Consider the following 17306-nt stretch of genomic DNA (forward strand, 5'->3'; position numbering starts at 1 on the left):
TGGTGATGCGGATAGCGGTCTCGGCGCAGGACGGTGTCGCCGTCGTGCGGCTGGCCGGCGAGGTCGACATGACCAACGCCGACCAGGTGCACGGCGCACTGGCGAAGGAGCTGGAGGCGCGCCCGCGGGGTCTGGTGCTGGAGCTCGCGGTGGAGTTCTTCGACTCGGCGGGCCTGTCCGTGCTCGTGGCGGTCAACCGGCTCGCGGCGGAGTCCGGGGTCGCGTTCGGCGTCGTGGCGAGCGAACGCGCCGCGCGGCAGCCCATCGAGATGACCGGGCTGCACGAGCTGCTGACGATGTTCGCCGACGTGCCCGCCGCGGTCGGGGCGTTCACACCGGCGTCTTCTGCCACCGAGTGACCACCGGTCCGCTCGCGGACATCACCCGTTCGTAGGTCGTGGCCGTCTCCAGCGCCACCCGCTCCCACGCGTAGCGCACGCGGGCGCGATCCTGGGCTGCGAAGGAGAGCTCCTGGCGCCGGACGTCGTCGCGCAGCAGTGACCGCAGCGCCCGTGCCAGCAGGCCGGGTTCCCGCGGTGGCACGAGCAGTCCGGTGGCGCCGTGCACGACGCTCTCGGCCAGGCCGCCCACCGCCGAGGCCACGACCGGCACACCGCAGGCCATCGCCTCCAGCGCGGCCACGCCGAACGGTTCGCGCCGCTGCGGGCACGCCACGACGTCCGCGGAGCGGTAGAGGGCGGGCAGCTCCGCGTGCGGGACGGGGCCGCGGAAGGTGACGCGGTCGGCGACGCCGAGCTTGACGGCCAGGGCGCGCAGCCGGCGCAGCTCGGGGCCGTCCGCGCCGCCGGCGACGACGAGTTCGGTCCACGCCACCGCGGGCAGCGCGCCGATGAGGTCGTCCACCCCCGCGTCGGGGCCGAGCTCGCTCACCGCGAGAACGCGGCACATCCCGGTGCGCGGTGCGGCCGGGCCGGTCGGCGTGAAGACGTCCGCGTCGACACCCCACGGCACCGTGGTGATCGCGGAGCGGCGCAGGCCCAGCCGGACGAGCTCGTCCACCTCGTGCCCGGACGTGGCGATCACGGCCGCTGCCGTGCGCCCGACCAGCCGCTCCGGTCCGGCGGAGTCGCCGCCGACGGGTGCGTGGAAGCTCTGCACGACCGGGATTCCACTCGACCGGGTGGCGAGCACCGCCGCGAGCCCCGACGTCCAGTGGTGGGCGTGCACGACGTCGGGTGCCGCCGCACCGGACCAGCACCCCTGCAGCCGCCGCACGAACTCCCCGATGTGCGCGACGACGACGTCCTCCTCCAGTGGCTGCTCCGGGCCGGCCGGCAGGTGCACGACGGCGAACCCGTCGGCGACGCGCACCCGCTGCGGCAGCCTGCGGTCGGTCCGGCGGGTGTACGCGGTCACCTCGTGGCCCTGCCGGCGCAGCGCCTCGGCGAGCTTCGCGACGTGCAGGCGCGGGCCGGCCGCGTCCGGGTCGGTCAGTGCGGTCAACGGGTTGGTCTGCAGCGAGACCATCGCGATCTTCACCTGGTCACCTCCGGGTTCGGCCACGGGTTGGGCCGGCACGTCCTGCCGTCGCGCGGCACCGTCCTGCCCTGCGGGGTGGCGGCGGTGACCTCGGCGAGCCGGTCGTTCGAGACGGAGAGGGTCTGCTGCATCATCACCGGCGCGAGCGCGCCGTCCTGCGGGCAGACCTCGTGGCCGTGACCGAGGTGGTGCCCCACCTCGTGGTTGACGAGGTACTTCCGGTAGCCCGCCAGGTCTCCCCCGAACGACTCGGCGCCGCGGAACCACCTCGGAGCGCTCACGTACACGACCCCGTCGATGTAGCAGGACGTGTCGTAGGGCAGCTCGAACCCGCAGGTGGCCCTGGCGGTCGCCGGTGCGGTGAGCCGGATGCGCACGTCGGGTTCCTCGACGTCCACCCGGCGGAAGGCGACGGTCCCCGACGCCGTCCACCCGCGCGGGTCGGCCAGCGCCGCGTCCACGGCGGCGGCGAACGGCTGGTGCTGCGAGGGCAGCACCGCGCCCTGCTCCACCTCGACCGAGTAGGTGTGCACCTGCCCGCGCCCGACCTGCGGGGTGGTGCCGGCGATGGTCCGCCACCAGCCCTCGCCCGTCTCGCGCACGTACTCGCCGGGCGGCAGGTCGGGTCCCGGCTTCGGGGTGTCCGGGCTGGTGAGCGCGAGGACCTCGGTGCCGGGCGCCGGGCTCGGTGTGCTCGACGGGCTCGGCGGCGTGCTGGTCGAGGAGGGTCCAGGGCGCACGGAGATGCGCGAGTCGATCACCGGGACCTGGGGCTGCGCGACACCGTTCTGCACGTCCGATGGCGGCCAGCTCCTCAGCAGGCCGAGCGTCACCCCCGCCAGCATCGCGGCGAAGACGTACATGACGATCCTGCCGGTGGTCATCGGTGTTCCCCCGTCATGAGCAGCTGAACAGCACCGGGCAGGGCGCGCGGTGCAGTGCCGCGAGCGCGGCCGGTTGCAGACCCTCCGCCGGCCCGCGTTCCCGCCCGGACACCACGAGCAGGTCGCTCGGGTAGAGCCGGGTCTCGTCGTCGACGGACCTGGTCTCGTGCACCAGCTCGACGATGACGTCCGGGCACGCGGAGTGGACGACGTCGGCGGCGTCGAGCGAGTCGACGACACCGGCGTACGGCCGCGTCAGCACCCGCAACCGGGTGGCCCGGCGCGCCCGGCAGTGCACGACCGCCCGCCGCAGCACACCTTCACCACCCACGGGGTCGATGACCGCGGTCACGACACCGTAGCGCCCGGCGAGCGCGGCGGGTTCCCCGCACACCACCACGACGTCGCGGCAGTCCCGTCCGGCGAGCGGCGGCGCGGCCTGGGCGGTCGCGCGGGAGATGACCACCAGGCCGCCTTCCCAGCGCGCGGGCGGCTGGTCGGGGTGTTCGACGTGGACGGTCAGGTCCGGGTGGCCCTCCAGGAGCTGTGCCACGCGGTGCGGGGCGTTCCCGGCCCGCACCACCAGGCCGACGCCCAGCGCCTCGGCGCACGTGGCCGCCCAGCGGACGCCCGTGCCGCCGCAGTCCTGGAGGTCGACGACGACGCAGGTGGCGGTGACGTCAGCAGGGTCGGCGGTGAGGTTGTCGGTGGTGAGGTCGTCGGTGGTGGGGCGGTCGGCGATGGCGGTCATCGGGTCACGCTCAGCGGGTCGGTGGTGGTGCGGGTGGTCTCGGCGGGCGCCTCGGGCGGCGCGGTGACGGCGGCGGGGCCGGACGCGGGGTCGGCGTCGAGTTCGGCGCCAGGCTCGGTGCCGGGTTCTGCGCCGGGTTCGGTGGCCGTGGAGTCGGCCGGTGCGGCGTCGGACTGAGCGACATCGGACTGAGCGGTGTCGGGCTGGGCGGGGTGGGTGAACAGCTTCTCGACCAGGGCCGGGTCGGCCAGCGTCGACTCGGCCGGTGCGGCGTCGGACTGAGCGGTGTCGGGCTGGGCGATGTCGGTCGGTGCGGGGTGGGTGAACAGCTTCTCGACCAGGGCCGGGTCGGCCAGCGTCGACTCGGCCGGCGCGGGTGCGGGCTCGTCCAGCAGGGGCAGGCCCGGGGTGGTCTCGGTCAGCGCGGCCATGGCCGGAGCGGAGTCGAGCGGCGCGGACGGCGCAGCCGCGGCCAGCGCGGTCCCAGCCGATGCGGGCTCGATCGACGCGGACTCGGTCGCCGCGGCCATGGTCAGCGTCGACTCGAGCGGCGCGGACTCGGGAGCCGCGGGCTCGGTCAACGCGGCCATCGTCAGCGTCGACTCGGCCTGTGCGGGCTCGGGAACCGCGACCTCCGCCCACGCGGGCTCGGCCAGCGCCGACCTGCGCAGCCTGCGCCGCACCACCGCGGGCTTCGCGTCCTCGGCCTCGGTCCGCACAAGCGCAGCCGGTGCGAGCTCGGTCGAACCCGGCCTCACCCGCCCCGGCTCCGCCCGTCCGGTCTTCCCCGACCCGGGTTCGTCCACACCGGACTCACCCACCCCGGACTCACCTCGCCGGAACTCGTCCACTCCGGACCCACCCCGGCCGGGCCTGCTCCGCGAGAGCTCGTCCCGGCGGGAACCGTCCATCCCGGACTCACCCCGGTCGGCCCCACCCCGCCCGAGCTCGTCCCGGCGCGACTCGTCCGCCTCGGACTCCTCCGGCTCGGGCTCCTCCCACGCGGCACGTGCCTGCTCCCCCGGCTTCCGTTCCGGTTCCGCCTGCCGGGGCAGTGGCAGGCCCTGCACGGTCGCCAGCTCGGTGTACCACTGGTCCAGCAACCGTTGCCGTTCCCCGAGATCGGCGAGCAGGGAGCGGGACTGCTCCAGCGCCTCTCCCACGATCTGCCGGGCGCGCTGGCTCGCCTCCGCGAGGCGGCGCTGGGTCTCCTGCTCGGTCTCGTCGAGGAGCCGGGCGTGCCGGCCGGCGGCCTCCTCGGCGCGCTGCACGGCGTTCTCGGCGCGGGCGCGGGCGTCGGTCTCGATCTCCTCCGCCTTGCGGCGGGCGACGTGCAGCAGGTAGCGGATGCAGCCGGAGACGGCGTTCTCCTTGCTGTGCCCCGCGTGGATCATGCGGTACTCGGTGAGCTCCGAGCGGGCTTCCTCGAGGTGCCGGGCGAGGTCCTCCGCGGTGGCGAGGGCGGCGTCGCGGTCGGCGCAGGCGACCTCCAGCTGTTCCTCGAGGCGGGCGAACGCCTCGTCGACCTGCGCGCGGTCGTAGCCGGGCCAGCGGGTGCGGAAGCCGTCGTGGCCCTCGTTCAGGAGTTCGTCGATAGCCATTGCCCCTGTCCTTTCCCTGAACGTGGGCTGTGGTCGTGTCGTGGTCGGCAGGTACCCGCGACCTGGCCATTCAGTCGTTCCGGACCAGGTATGCACTCGCTCTAGTGAATTCCTCACGGAGTGTCATCAATTCTGGTGGACGGTTCATCCGTCACGGGGGCGCAGGGCGGTGACCTTCGGGTATCCCGGTTCAAATCCGGTTGGAGGTGGATGCGGTGAGCGAACACGGAGCACTCGACAACGCCGACTGGCGGCCGTTCACGACCGCCCTGTGCACGGCGGCGGCCACGTGGGACGCCGACCTCGGACGGCTCCTGGTCGGCGACGACACCGAGGTGCCGATCAGCCCTGCCGACGCCGAGGACGTCATGCGCGCCATCGCCGCGCTGTCGCAGCGGATGGGTGCCGCCACGGCCTCGATCGTGCGCGCCACCGCGCAGACCCGGCTCGACGTGGCCGACACCGGCGAGCTGGCCGGGCACGTCGAGTCGCTGGGCCTGATGGCGCTCTACGCGGAGGCGATGCACCGCGCGGCCGACCTCGCGCGCGCCGTGGTGGCGTGCGCGGAGACCGCCGACGCCTGAGGCGGCCCGGGAGCACGGGCGGGACGCCCGTCGAACGGGACCTCGGCACAGACCCGGCACCTGTCAGGAGCCGCCGGCGGGCGTGCTCACCTGGAGCCCGGCCCGCCACGGTTCCGAGGTGTTGTCCACGGTGAACTCGAACGCGACCTCCGCGGTCAGCGACAGCGACGTCGGGCTGGGGGCGCGGACGACCAGCACGTGGTCGCCCTCCGCGAGCTTGACCTCGTTCAGCACCAGCCGTTCGCCGACCCGACGGGTCGCGACCACGGTGTCGTCGACGAGGACCTCCACCTCGTTCAGCACGCTGGGGTCGCTCGCGGAGACGCTGACGTTGCGCATCGCCGAGACGGGCACGACCGACCCGTCCTCGATCCCCTCGACCACGAGGCCGGTTCGCTCGATGTGCACCACCGAGATCACCACGAGTGTCGACGACACCGCGAAGACCACGGCGAGGAACACGAGCAAGATGAGGTTCGACCTGCTTGCCGAGAGGCTCATGGCTCATCCTGTGGCCAGTGCGGCTAGCCGGTCGGCGCCGCCGTTGAAGACGTTCTGGTCGATCGGTGAGGACGTGAACTGCCAGATCGTGTGGAACGGCCACTGGAACGGCATCGGGCCCACCGAGGGCGCGTACCTGGCCACCCACAACGGGTTCGTGGAGCTGAAGTCACCGGTGCGGCCGGTGCACCTGTCCCACCACAGCGTCGAGGTGTAGATCACCGGCCAGCGCTTGGTGAGCGCCTGGTAGGTGTCGCTGAAGCTCTTGATCCAGCCCACCATCGCGGCGGGGCTCAGGCCGTAGCAGGTGTCGCCGCCGTAGGGGTTGTACTCGATGTCGAGCGTTCCCGGGAGCGTGCGGCCGTCACGCGACCAGCCGCCGCCGTTCGCGACGAAGTACCGCGCCTGCGTGGCGCCGTCGGAGCGGTCGGGCAACGCGAAGTGGTAGGCGCCCCTGGTCATGCCGACGTTGTAGGAACCGTTGTACTGCTGGGTGAAGTTGGGGTTCTTGTAGTTCGTCCCCTCGGTGGCCTTGATGTAGGCGAACCGCTTGCCGTTGTTCCACCAGTGTCCCCAGTCGACGGCACCCTGGTGGCTGCTGACGTCGATCCCGTCCACCCGGCCCACGCCGAGGTCCGGTGGTGTCATGAGCATCTCGCCGGTGCCCTCGTGCTTGGCGATCTGCGAGCCCGCGAAGTGGTCCTCGGCGCCTTCTGACGCCTGTGCGGGCGCGGTGCACAGCGCGCCCACGACCAGCGCGACCGCGGCGGCGCGAAGTACGAGGTGGCCAGCACTTGGTTGCGACGGCATTGGACTTCCTCCCCGTGTGTGAATCGTCTGATGGCCAGCTACCCGTGCCGGTAACGGAAAAACCGGACACCCACGGGTTGACACGAGCGGGTGGACGGACGGCCCGGAAAGCACTCTCGGTGACCGGTTTCGCGGACCGGGTTCATTCGAAGCGGGCGCCTGATCACGGGGACGGCGGGTAACCGTCGGAGGCCGAACCATCGAGGGGAGTCGACAGTGGACCGCAGGAGGATCGCTTCGTGCGTCGGAAAGCTCGCCGGGCTGTGCCTGGTGGCCGGCCTTCTGGTGGCGGGGCTCCTCTTCCCGGCCGCCGGGACGATCGGCACGGTGTCGAACCGGATCAGCGACCAGGTGAAGTCCACACTGGCCCAGATGCTGAACACCCAGCCGCCGTTGATGACGACGGTGGTGGACAAGGACGGCACGCCGATCGCGTACCTGTACGACCAGTACCGGGTGCGCACGCCACCGGACAAGATCTCGTCGCACATGAAGGACGCGTTGTTCGCGATCGAGGACCGCAGGTTCTACGAGCACAACGGCGTCGACTGGCTCGCGACGCTACGGGCCGCCGCGCGCAACAACGCCAGCGGTGAGGTGGAGCAGGGCGCGTCGACGCTGACCCAGCAGTACGTGAAGAACTACCTCGTGCACGTGCTGGCCCGCACCGACAAGGGCGCGCAGCAGGACGCGCAGGAGCAGAGCCTGTCCCGCAAGCTGCGGGAGGCGCGGATCGCGGTGGGGCTGGAGGTGGCGCTGAGCAAGGACGAGATCCTCTCCCGCTACCTCGACCTGGTGCCGTTCGGTTCGACGATCTTCGGCATCGGTGCCGCCGCGCAGGCGTACTTCGACACGACGCCGGACAAGCTGACGGTCACGCAGTCGGCCACGCTCGCCGGCATGGTCAACAGCCCGACCGCGCTCGACCCGGAGGCGCGGCCGGACAAGGCGTTGCAGCGCAGGAACATCGTCATCGACGCGATGGTGGCGGAGAACAAGCTGCCCAAGGAGGAGGCCGAACGGCACAAGGCCGCGCCCCTCGGGCTGCAGGAACCCGTCCGTCCGCTGCAGACCGGGTGCGTCGGCGCCGGGCCGTCGCACGGCTTCTTCTGCTCGTTCCTCATCGAGTACCTGACCGAGGCCGGGTTCAACCTGGAGGAGCTCAAGATCGGCGGGTACCGCATCGAGACCACGCTGGACCCGAAGATCACCGAGCAGGCCAAGCAGGCGGTCGAGGCGCAGGCGCCCAAGAACACGCCGGGCGTGGCCAACACCATGGCGATCGTCAAGCCCGGCAAGGACTCCCACGAGGTCGTGGCGCTGGTGGCCAACCGCGACTACGGCCTCGACAAGGAGAAGTTCCAGACCCAGTTCGACCTGCCCAGCGGTGTGGAGAACAAGTTCGGCACGGGCTCGGTGTACAAGGTGTTCACCGCGGCTGCCGCGCTGGAGAAGGGCATCGGCATCGACACGGTCATCCCCTCCCCCAACTCCTACACCTCGCGGGTGTTCAAGGGCGGCGCGGCGTCCTGCCCGTCGACCGGGGAGCCGAACACCTACTGGTACTGCCTGTCGAACCACAACGACCGCTACCCGCCGCAGATGCCGTTGCGCCAGGCCCTCGCGACCTCGCCGAACACGGCGTTCGTGATCCTGGAGGAGAAGACGGGCCTGGACGCGGTGGTGGACATGGCCTCCCGGCTGGGGATGCGCAAGACGATGGCCACGAACATCGCCGGTGTGGCACCGGACCCCAAGGCCGTCAAGGAGCTGCGCGTCTCCCAGGCCGAGTACTACAAGGCCAACGCCAACGCGTCGTTCACCCTCGGCCCGGCCCCGTCGAGCACCCTGGAGCTCGCGAACGTCGCCGCGACGATCATGAGCGGCGGCAAGTGGTGCAAGCCCACGCCGGTGCGCAAGGTCTACGACCGCGACGGCAAGCCCGTGGAGCTGGTCAAGCCGCCGTGCGAGCAGGCCGTGGCCGAACCGCTCGCCAACGCGCTGGCCGTCGGCCTGAGCGAGGACAACAAGGGCATGGGCACCACGGCGTACGCCGCGCGCCAGGCGGGCTGGACGCGCCCGATGATGGGCAAGACCGGCACGACCGAGGAGTACAAGTCCGCCGCGTACATCGGCGCGACCCCCGACTACGCGGGTGCCGTGCAGGTGTTCAACGACAGCACCTCGCCGCAGGGCATCTGCATCAGCTCGGGCCCGCCGCGGCTGTGCCCGGAGGGCAACATCTACGGCGGCACGGCTCCCGCGGCCACCTGGTACCAGACGATGATGACGGTGCACGCGGACCTGCCGGAGAAGCCGCTGCCGGAGGTGGAGGACCGCTACCGGCACGGCGACCAGCAGCAGAAGATCCCGGACGTGGTGGGCGCGGACCTGGAGAAGGCGACGGCGATGCTGCGCGAGGCCGGGTACCAGGTGTCGACGGTGTCGGTCAGCTCGACGAAGCCGTCCGGCTCGGTGATCTCCCAGTCGCCGCAGGGGATCGCGATCCGCGGCACGGCGGTGACGCTGTCGGTCAGCAACGGCGCTCCCCGGCCGGCCCCGGCGGCGCCGACGACTCCGGAGACGACCGCGCCGCGGCCGGAGCCGGTGGCACCGGTGTCCTCGCCGGCGGAGGAGCCACCGTCCTCCGCGCCCACCGGCTGACGCGGTTCTCGCCGGTGGTCTCAGCTCGGGTGCGGGCCGTGCTCGCCGTCGAGGCCGAGGGTGTGGTCGTCCGGGCCGCAGCCGAGCGCGGCGGCCCGTCCACGTCCACACCGTCCGAGCGGCACTGACCGGACGCGCACGGGCCGCGGTCGCGCCGGGTCCGGCGGGCACCGCATCGCAGAACGGCCTCCGGCCAACGCCGGCACCCCGTCGAGGCCGAGCGCGGCGGTCCGGTGAGCGTGATCAGGCCAGGTGCGCGGACCGGATGTCCCGCCGCGAGCCCAGCCCGAGCTTCCGCAGCACGCTCGACGTGTGCTGCTCGACGGTCCGCGGTGACAGGAACAGCACCTCGGCGATCTCGTTGTTCGTGAGCCCGGCGACCAGCAGCCGCGCCACCTCCCGTTCCCGCGGCGAGAGGTCGTCGCCGTAGCCGCGGCTGCCGCGCCGGGACGGGGTGACCGCGCCCAGGCCGCGCAGCAGGTGGCGGCAGCGGGCCGCGTCGTGGGAGGCGTCGAGCGCCTCGAACCGGTCGGCGCAGCGGGTGTAGGCGGTGATCGCGGCGCTGCCACCGCGGCGCAGCAGGTGCGAGCCGGCCCGTTCCCACGCCAGTGCCGCGAGGTAGGGGGCCCGGCAGTCCTCGTAGGCGCGGGCGGCGGCGGTGAAGCACGGTGTCCCGTCACCGCCGGTGTGCGCGGCGAGGGCGCCCCGGCAGGAGTGCAGCGCGGCGGCGGCCAGCGGTGCGGCCGCCTGTGCGATGCCCTCCTCCAGGTCGCGCACGACGTCCCTGGCGTCGTGGACGCGGTCAGCGGCCAGGTAGGCGTCGACCGCCGCCTCGGCCAGCTCCCCCGCCCACGCCCACACCTGCTTGCGCCGCGCGAGTGCGAGCCCCGCGTCGGCTTCGTGGCCGGCCCGTGCCACGTCGTCGCGCAGCGCGAGCCGGACCAGACCGGCGCTGCCGGCGAGCGCGACCGGGGTGACGGCGTCGCGCGGGGTGCGCACCCCGGTCTGCTCCAGGTGCGCCGCGGCGGCGGCCCACTGGCCGCGGGCCAGTGCGAGCAGGCCCAGCACCAGGTGCAGCTCGCCCGCCACCGCCACCAGCCCGCGGTGCTCGGCCAGCAGCGCCGCCGCCCGTTCGGCCAGCCCGTCCCACTCGCCGGTGAACCAGGCGAGCCGCACCTCGGTGCTGTGCGCGGTGCTCAGCACGTACCGCGCGCCGCTGTCGCGCGCGGCCCGCATGCCGAACCGCAGGTGGGCGCCCGCCTGGTCGAAGCGGCCGACGATGGTGAGCGAGTCGGCGAGGTTGCAGTGCGCCCGCGCGACCTGGCGCTGTTCGCCGAGGGTGCGGCCCGCCCGCGGCAGGCTGTCGAGCCGGTCGAGCACCGCCCGGTCGCCGACCGCCACGAGCGAGCCGACAACGTTGGCAACGAGCGAGATGCGCAGCTCACCGTCCTCGCAGCGACCGGCGATGGCGTCGGCCTCGCGCAGCCACCTGGTCAGCGACGGCAGCGGCGCGTCGCCGTTGAACGGCTGGGCCAGCGCGCTCACGCACTTCGCGGCCAGCTCCGGGCGCCCTGCCAGGTCGTCGACGGCGAGCTCCAGCTGCGCGCGGCCCTCGGCGAGGGTGTCGGACTGGCGGGCCAGCAGCAGCCCCAGGTGCATCCGCACCTCACCGCGCGCGGCGGGCGAGAGCCGTTCGTCGGCCAGCAGCGGTTTGAGCACCGCCACCGAGGCGGCGACGTCCAGGCCCAGCAGCGACGCCTCCCCCAGCTTGGCACCCAACCGGTCGACGTCGGCACCGGACAGCGACGCCTCGGCGAGCAGCAGCCGCAGCAACGCGGTGGCGGTCGTGGCGTCGGCGGAGGCCAGTGCCTGGTCGGCGGCCCGTTCGCCGTAGGTGAGCCACTCGTCGCGCCGGTGGGCGAGGCGGCTGTGCTCGGCCAGCTGCACCAGCGGCGGCGGGTCGGCCGCGGCCAGCGACCGGACCGCCCGCGCGTGCAGCTCGGTGCGGTGCATGACGCCGACGGCGCAGTACACGGCCTGCCGGGCCAGCGCGTGCCGGAACCAGTAGGTGTTCTCCCCCGTCTGGTGCAGCACCGGGCGGGCCAGCGCCTCGTCCACCGCCGCGCGCAGCCGCTGCCCTGCCAGGTCCGCCACCTCGCCGAGCTGCTCCGCGGTGACCGGCTCGGTGAACACCGAGGCCGCGCGGACCAGCCGGCGCGCGTCGGGCGTGAGCGCCGCGACCCGTTCCGCCACGGACTCCCGCACCAGCACCGGCACCCCGCCGTGGCCCGCACCGTGACCGCGGATGGCCTCCTCGACGACGAACGGCAGCCCCGCCGTGCGTCCGTGCAGCTCGGCGGCGACCGCCTCGCCCACCGCGGGCACCCCCAGGACCGCCGCGGCCAGCTCACCGACCTGCGCGACGTCCAGCGGCGCCAGCTCGACGATCTCCGTCGTCACCCCGGCGGCCGGCCGGAACGCGGTCCCCAGCGGCATCCCGCCGGTCACGTCCTCGCGCCGGAACGTGATCACGACCGCCAGCCGCGCGGGCGGGTCGGACAGCAGGAACCGCAGGAACGCCAGCGTCGCCTCGTCGGCCCAGTGCAGGTCCTCGACGACGAGCACCGCCGGTCCCGCGACCGCGAGCACCTCGCGGACCGCCCGGAACAGCAGGTGCCGGTCGAACCGCGGGTCGGCGGCGGTGACCGGCGCCGGCAGCACGTCCGCGAGCTCCGGCACGACGGCCCGCAGCGCGGCGGTGACCGGCGACAGCCCGCCACCGGCCAGCACCCCGCGCAGCCCGCGCAACGCCTCCAGCACCGGCCCCAGCACGAACGGTTCCGGCGTGCGCTGGCACCGCCCGGTCAGCACGGTCGGCAGCACCGGCGCGACGGCCGCGACCAGCTCCCGCACCAGCCGGCTCTTGCCGACCCCCGCCTCGCCCTCCACCTGCACCAGCGCCGGTCTGCGCCCCACGACGGCGGCCCGCAGCAGGCCCAGCTCGGCGGCACGGCCCACCAGGGCCGCGGGGGTGGACGACGACTGGGCTCCTGGCATGTGGTCCCTCCGGACGAACGTGCGTTCACCGGTGTAGAGGCGCCCAGGGCCGGAACGGGATGCGCGGGAGCGGAATCCGCCGGAAACCCGGCAGCGCGGGACGCCGCCGTGAGCCCACCGGCGACGTCCCGCGCTCACCGCCTACGCGCTGCGGTAGTCGATCGTGTGCCGGTAGACGAGGTTGCGGGTCGACGCGGACACGTCCAGCCCGGCGGCGGGCCTGCGGGAGAGGAACCACTCGCGGAGGTTGCTGGTGCGGTTGCCGGCGAGGCTGTCGAACGTGCGCACCGGCCCGTTGTCGACCTCGCGCCACAGCCGGATCAGCGCGCCCGCCACCCTGGCCTCCACCTGGTCGCCGTTCTGCAGGTTGGTGGCCGAGGTCGGCTGGGACGGGTCGAACCAGCGGGTGTTCATCAGGTCGACCTCGACGCCGTTGACGTAGACGTACTTGCCGTCGCCCATGACGTAGCCGGCCAGTGCGTTGGCGAAGCCCTCGGTCCACCCGCAGTTCGTGCCGCTGACCCGGTTCGGGTAGTGCGGGCTGGGGCAGTCGTCCCGCGGCCACCACCCCTGGTGGAGCACGTCCATCAGCCCGTGCCCGGCCTCGTGGATGACGAGGTGCTCGGAGTCGGGGTCGGCGGCGGCCAGCTCGACGTGGCGGTCAGGGAGGGCGACGGAGTTGTCCCAGTGGGCGCCGACCGTGCTGTCCGGGTGCCACCAGAGGGAGAGCTTGCGGCAGGTCCCGGTCTCGGCACCGGTCCAGCACCGGCTCTGGCCGTGCACGCCCCACAGGCGGGTGATGATGTCGAACGCCCGCCAGCCGCGCATCTGGAAGTCGGCGGGGGCGGTCGCGCCGAAGTCGACCTCGGTGCCGGTGGCGACCGAGGTCTTGGCCGCGGTGTAGCTGGTGTAGGGCGTGCTGGTGGTGAACGGCCGCACCTGCCACAGGCCGGAGTCGGCGGTGAAGCGCACCCACACCTGGGACAGGGTGGTCGTGGCGGGGAAGCACACGCGGTACGAGCCGTCCTGGGCGCTGGTCAAGCCGGTGCCGTAGGTCGTGACCTGGCTGCCGGCCGTGGTGCGTCCCTCGACGCGCACACCGGCGTTGCGGACGGGCTTCCACGTGTTGTCCGGGGTGGCGTGGCTGTAGCTGCCCTTCGCGCAGACCTGGTTCGCCGCGGCCTGCGCGTCCTGGACCGCGGTCCGCGACACGGTGGCCATGTCGGCGCCGTCCGCACCGGCCCTGGACGCACCGGGCTGTCCGGCCACGGTGAGCGTCGCGGCGGAACGGGCGGGGCGCAGCCGGGCGTCGGTGCGCACGGTCGCCTCGACCTGGGCGGGACCCGCCTGCACGGCCGTGACGCCGAAGCGCACGGTCCGCTCGGCGCTCAGGCCGATCGACTGCTCGGCGACCGTGCCGAACCCGGCCGTGCGCGGTGCGGAGAGCCCGCCGCGGTCGGTCAGCCGCAACCCGGCCGGCAGCCGCACGACGAGCTGGGCCCGGTCGACGCGGGCCTTCGGGCGCAGGTGCAGGGTCGCGGTCGCGGACTCGCCGACGGCGGGCAGCCGGTCCAGCGCGAGCTCCGTGTCCACACAGGACTCGGGTGCCGGCGGGCACTCGGCGGCGGCGGCGGTCGCGGGCAGGGGGACGGCCAGCGCGGCCGCCGACGCGACCGCCAGGGCGGTGATGAGGTGGGGAACCATTGCAGGGGAGCCTTCCGGGCCTGGTCACACCGTTGTGACGACCGAAAGGATGGGTCGCGGGGCCCGCCGCGGCAATGACGTCGGGACGCCCTCGCCAATTGTGTGAAAAAGGTGCCGCCACGGCCGGGACGCGGCCTCAATGCTGTGAAAAACCGGTCACCAGTGCCAGCGGGTGCCGACCACGCACGGCCGCACGTCGTGGACGACCAGCGCGCTGGTGCCGGACGCGCCGACGTGCAGCGGCTCGGTGGTGTGCTCGGGTGCGGCCGGTCCGTCCTTGCGGAACGTGTGCCCGCCGGCCGGTGGGTCGCCTTCGAACCGGACCAGCTGCGCGTACTCGCCTACGGGACTGCGCAAGCGCCGGGAGTAGAACTCGACCGGCGGACCGGGCGGCGCGCACAGCCCGTACTCGACGACGGTGTGCTCGCCGGGTTTGAGCGGCCGGTCCAGCAGCAGCTCGGCCACGATCAGCCCGGAGGCGGCGTCGACCACCGTGCGGCCGACGCGGCAGAAGTCGACGGCCGTCAACGCGGGCGTGGTGCCCGGTTCGTCTGCCTCGTAGCGCACCAGGTACCGGTGGACGAGTCCGCTCAGCCCGCGCAGGACCACCCTGGACCGCACACCGCGTTCGGTGCGGTCGGCGCGCACGGTGAAGACGTCGTGCGCCGACACGAGCCCGCACCGGCCCTCGTCCGGGTCGTCGAGCTCGGCGACGAGCGGTGCGACGTGCGGGCTGTCCGGCCGGGTGACCCAGCGCCCGCGCGGGCGTGGCGCGCCCAGCAGCACGACCAGCGAGGCCGGTGGCAGGCCCAGCACCCGTTCCAGCAGCTGCACCGCGCGCAACGACTCCGGCCCCTCGGGGCGGCGGTGGCCGCGGCGCCAGTAGCTCAGGGTGGCGATGCCGATCTCGGTGCCCTGCTCGGCCAGCCGGTGGCGGACGCGGTCGAGCGTCAGCCCGCTGGCGGTGATCGCGGCGTCCAGCGCCTCGGCGAACGACGCGAGCCGTTCCCGGCCGACCTCCTGGGACATCACCGGCCTCCTGGAACTCGTCGTCCCGGTATGGTCGGCGGCTTCGTGCGGGAGTTCAAGTGCGGGGTTCGCGATGTGGACGGTCGTGTGGTGGCACAGCGCCCGGCGAGTCCTGGTCTCGCCGGGCGCCGTGCGTTCAGGGGGTGTTACGCCGCGCCGTTGAGGAACGCGGTGTACAGCAGGGCGTTGGGCGAGCTGGACCCGATGCCCGTCAGGCGGTTGGTGGTCGCGTTGCGCACGAGCGCGTCACGCACCTGCGCCGGCGTGGCGGAGGTGTTGCGCGCCAGGTACAGCGCCGCCGCACCCGCCACGTGCGGCGAGGCCATCGACGTGCCCGACATCGTCGCCGTGCCGGTGGTGCTGGAGTAGGAGGCCGACACGATGTCCGTGCCCGGCGCCCAGATGTCCAGGCACGAGCCGTAGTTGCTGTCGAAGCGGCGCTCGTCCTCCCAGGTCGCGTTGCCGACGGTGACGGCAGCCGCGACCTTCTGCGGGCTGTAGTAGCAGGAGTCGTCGGTGGAGTTGCCCGCCGCCTGCACCCACTGCACGCCGCTGGCCACGACGGCCTTGACGGCGTTGTCGATGGCGGGGGTGTTGCACCGCTGGCGGCAGCCGATGCTGTAGTTGACCACCGCGGGCTTCACGGCGTTCTTGGCGACCCAGTCGGCGGCCGCGAGGATGTCGTCGTCGTAGGCGTCGCCCTTGCAGTTGAGCACGCGCATCGGCACGATCGTCGCCTTCTTGGCCACGCCGTACTTCGTGCCCGCCGCGGTGCCGGCGACGTGGGTGCCGTGGCCGTTGCAGTCCTGGGGCGTGCGGTCGTCGTCGACGTAGTCGTAGCCCGCCGCGATCCGGCCGGTGAACTCGCTGTGGCTCGCGTTGATGCCGCTGTCGAGGATGTAGATCCGCACGCCCTGGCCCGCGCTCGACGGGTAGCTGTAGCTCCTGTCGAGCGGGTAGTCGCGCTGGTCGATCCGGTCCACGCCCCAGTTCGGCGTCGGCGTCTGGGTGTCCATCGTGGACATCCGGTTGACCTGCTGGACGTAGGCGACCTTCGGGTCCTTGGCGAGCTTCGCGGCCTGGGTCGCCGACATGGTGGCGGAGTAGCCGTCGACCACCCGGTCGTAGGTCTTGCGCACCGTGCCGCCGTACCGCTGGACCATCGCCGCGGCCGAGGCGTCAACGTTGTCCTCGCCCTTGAACACCACGATGTAGCGGTCGGCCACGGCGTCCGAGGCACCCGCGTTCAGGATCGCGGGACCGGCCTCGGGTTGCGACGCGGCGGTGCCGGCGGTCATCGCCACCACACCGGCCGCGGCAGCCGCGCAGGCGACCGCCCTCATGATTTTGTTGCGCATCGACGTGCACCTTTACTTCGCAGGGGATGCGGGTTCAGGGACCGCGGTGGTGACCGCGGTTGCTCCGCTCCACGAACGTAAAAGTGCGGTTGTGCAGCCGACAACACTCAAAGCTGCGGCCGGGACGACCACGTACCGCACCACCTACCGCTAACGGCGGGCGAACGACCGTTATCCGTTATCCGGTACGTGGACGGTCTTAGGGCGCTACCGCGCGGCGCACGCTGTCGCGCAGGAACGCCCGGCGCCGCTCGTGCTCCTCGGCGGCTTCGTCGGCGGTGGCCGCGTACACGTTGCTGACCGGCGACCACGCCATGGACATGGCGATCACCACGGCCATCACGTCGAACGGCTCGCCGGCGCGGACGAGCCCGGCGGCCTGCGCCTGGGCGATGGCCTCCAGCTTGCCCGCGTCCACCCGGTCGGCGTCGGCGACGAGGTGGCCGGTGGGGCGGCGTTCCAGCCGGGCCCAGGTGGCGAGCCGGATCAGGTCGGGCCGCTCCAGGTACTCGTCGTACAGGCGCACGGCCCAGCCTGCGAGGTCGGTGGCGTCGATGGGGACGACGTCCATGATCCGCTCCAGCGACCCGGAGAAGATCGCGTCGAACAGCCCGTCCTTGCTGCCGAAGTAGCCGTAGAGCTGGGCCTTGTTCGTCCGTGCCGCGGCCACGACCCGCTCGATGCGGGCACCGGCGATGCCGTACTCGGCGAACTCGCGGGTGGCGACGTCGATGATGCGCTGCCGCGTGGCCTCGCCGCGGGCGGTCAACCGCTGGTCGGACATGGTGCCAGCCTACAGACAGAACAGTTGGTTTGCTTTGCCGGGCGCCTGGGGTTAGCGTGAAATAGACAGAACAGTCTGT

The 17306-nt window shown here is 73.1% G+C and carries 14 protein-coding genes; 3 read left to right on the forward strand and 11 right to left on the reverse strand.

All coding sequences use genetic code 11. The features are described 5' to 3' along the window. Window positions 1–5: 5 nt before the first annotated feature. Entirely contained in the window at window positions 6–359 is a 354-nt protein-coding gene (locus ACZ7CD_RS27055; RefSeq protein WP_470374885.1) for an STAS domain-containing protein, read from the forward strand. Here the strand turns inward: ACZ7CD_RS27055 and ACZ7CD_RS27060 are convergent. Genes ACZ7CD_RS27060 through ACZ7CD_RS27075 form a run of 4 tightly spaced genes read right to left on the reverse strand, consistent with a single transcriptional unit; the run spans window position 331 to window position 4736 of the window. Then, complete coding sequence (locus ACZ7CD_RS27060) at window positions 331–1500, reverse strand: glycosyltransferase (RefSeq protein ID WP_470371135.1); 1170 nt, start codon at window positions 1498–1500, stop codon at window positions 331–333. The genes ACZ7CD_RS27055 and ACZ7CD_RS27060 overlap by 29 nt on opposite strands. After that, window positions 1497–2384, reverse strand: coding sequence for a DUF3152 domain-containing protein (locus ACZ7CD_RS27065; RefSeq protein ID WP_458431441.1), 888 nt, complete (start codon window positions 2382–2384; stop codon window positions 1497–1499). Before ACZ7CD_RS27065 ends, ACZ7CD_RS27060 begins: the two co-directional genes overlap by 4 nt. A gap of 13 nt (window positions 2385–2397) precedes the next feature. Continuing rightward, window positions 2398–3135, reverse strand: coding sequence for a hypothetical protein (locus tag ACZ7CD_RS27070; RefSeq protein ID WP_470379976.1), 738 nt, complete (start codon window positions 3133–3135; stop codon window positions 2398–2400). Continuing rightward, window positions 3132–4736: a hypothetical protein gene (locus ACZ7CD_RS27075; protein ID WP_470379977.1), complete on the reverse strand. Its 1605-nt coding sequence runs from the start codon at window positions 4734–4736 to the stop codon at window positions 3132–3134. Before ACZ7CD_RS27075 ends, ACZ7CD_RS27070 begins: the two co-directional genes overlap by 4 nt. A 215-nt stretch (window positions 4737–4951) precedes the next feature. Here ACZ7CD_RS27075 and ACZ7CD_RS27080 point away from each other — a divergent pair, with 215 nt between their 5' ends. Then, on the forward strand, window positions 4952–5320 hold the full coding sequence (locus ACZ7CD_RS27080) for a hypothetical protein (RefSeq protein WP_360392943.1): 369 nt from the start codon (window positions 4952–4954) through the stop codon (window positions 5318–5320). Window positions 5321–5383: 63 nt separating this feature from the next. Here ACZ7CD_RS27080 and ACZ7CD_RS27085 read toward each other — a convergent pair whose 3' ends face one another. After that, the gene (locus ACZ7CD_RS27085) at window positions 5384–5821 is read right to left on the reverse strand and encodes a hypothetical protein (RefSeq protein ID WP_360392940.1); all 438 of its coding nucleotides are present in this window, start codon (window positions 5819–5821) and stop codon (window positions 5384–5386) included. Window positions 5822–5824: 3 nt separating this feature from the next. Beyond that, window positions 5825–6631 (reverse strand): lysozyme, encoded by an 807-nt coding sequence (locus ACZ7CD_RS27090; protein WP_360392938.1) that lies wholly within the window; start codon window positions 6629–6631, stop codon window positions 5825–5827. A gap of 216 nt (window positions 6632–6847) precedes the next feature. Between ACZ7CD_RS27090 and ACZ7CD_RS27095 the strand changes: the two genes are divergently transcribed. After that, on the forward strand, window positions 6848–9295 hold the full coding sequence (locus ACZ7CD_RS27095; protein ID WP_470374882.1) for a penicillin-binding protein: 2448 nt from the start codon (window positions 6848–6850) through the stop codon (window positions 9293–9295). Between the two features lie 243 nt (window positions 9296–9538). Here the strand turns inward: ACZ7CD_RS27095 and ACZ7CD_RS27100 are convergent, their stop codons facing one another. The 5 genes from ACZ7CD_RS27100 to ACZ7CD_RS27120 form a co-directional block, all read right to left on the reverse strand. Next, complete coding sequence (locus ACZ7CD_RS27100; RefSeq protein WP_470374881.1) at window positions 9539–12352, reverse strand: helix-turn-helix transcriptional regulator; 2814 nt, start codon at window positions 12350–12352, stop codon at window positions 9539–9541. A gap of 141 nt (window positions 12353–12493) precedes the next feature. Continuing rightward, complete coding sequence (locus ACZ7CD_RS27105; protein WP_470379978.1) at window positions 12494–14056, reverse strand: hypothetical protein; 1563 nt, start codon at window positions 14054–14056, stop codon at window positions 12494–12496. A 156-nt stretch (window positions 14057–14212) separates the two neighbouring features. Next, window positions 14213–15085, reverse strand: a complete 873-nt coding sequence (locus tag ACZ7CD_RS27110; protein ID WP_360392927.1) for a helix-turn-helix domain-containing protein — start codon at window positions 15083–15085, stop codon at window positions 14213–14215. A 146-nt stretch (window positions 15086–15231) separates the two neighbouring features. Next, the gene (locus ACZ7CD_RS27115; protein ID WP_360392924.1) at window positions 15232–16443 is read right to left on the reverse strand and encodes a S8 family peptidase; all 1212 of its coding nucleotides are present in this window, start codon (window positions 16441–16443) and stop codon (window positions 15232–15234) included. A gap of 199 nt (window positions 16444–16642) precedes the next feature. Next, window positions 16643–17227: a TetR/AcrR family transcriptional regulator gene (locus tag ACZ7CD_RS27120; protein ID WP_470371141.1), complete on the reverse strand. Its 585-nt coding sequence runs from the start codon at window positions 17225–17227 to the stop codon at window positions 16643–16645. Window positions 17228–17306: the final 79 nt, after the last annotated feature.

It is taken from the genome of Lentzea sp. NPDC036949, from assembly GCF_055608075.1.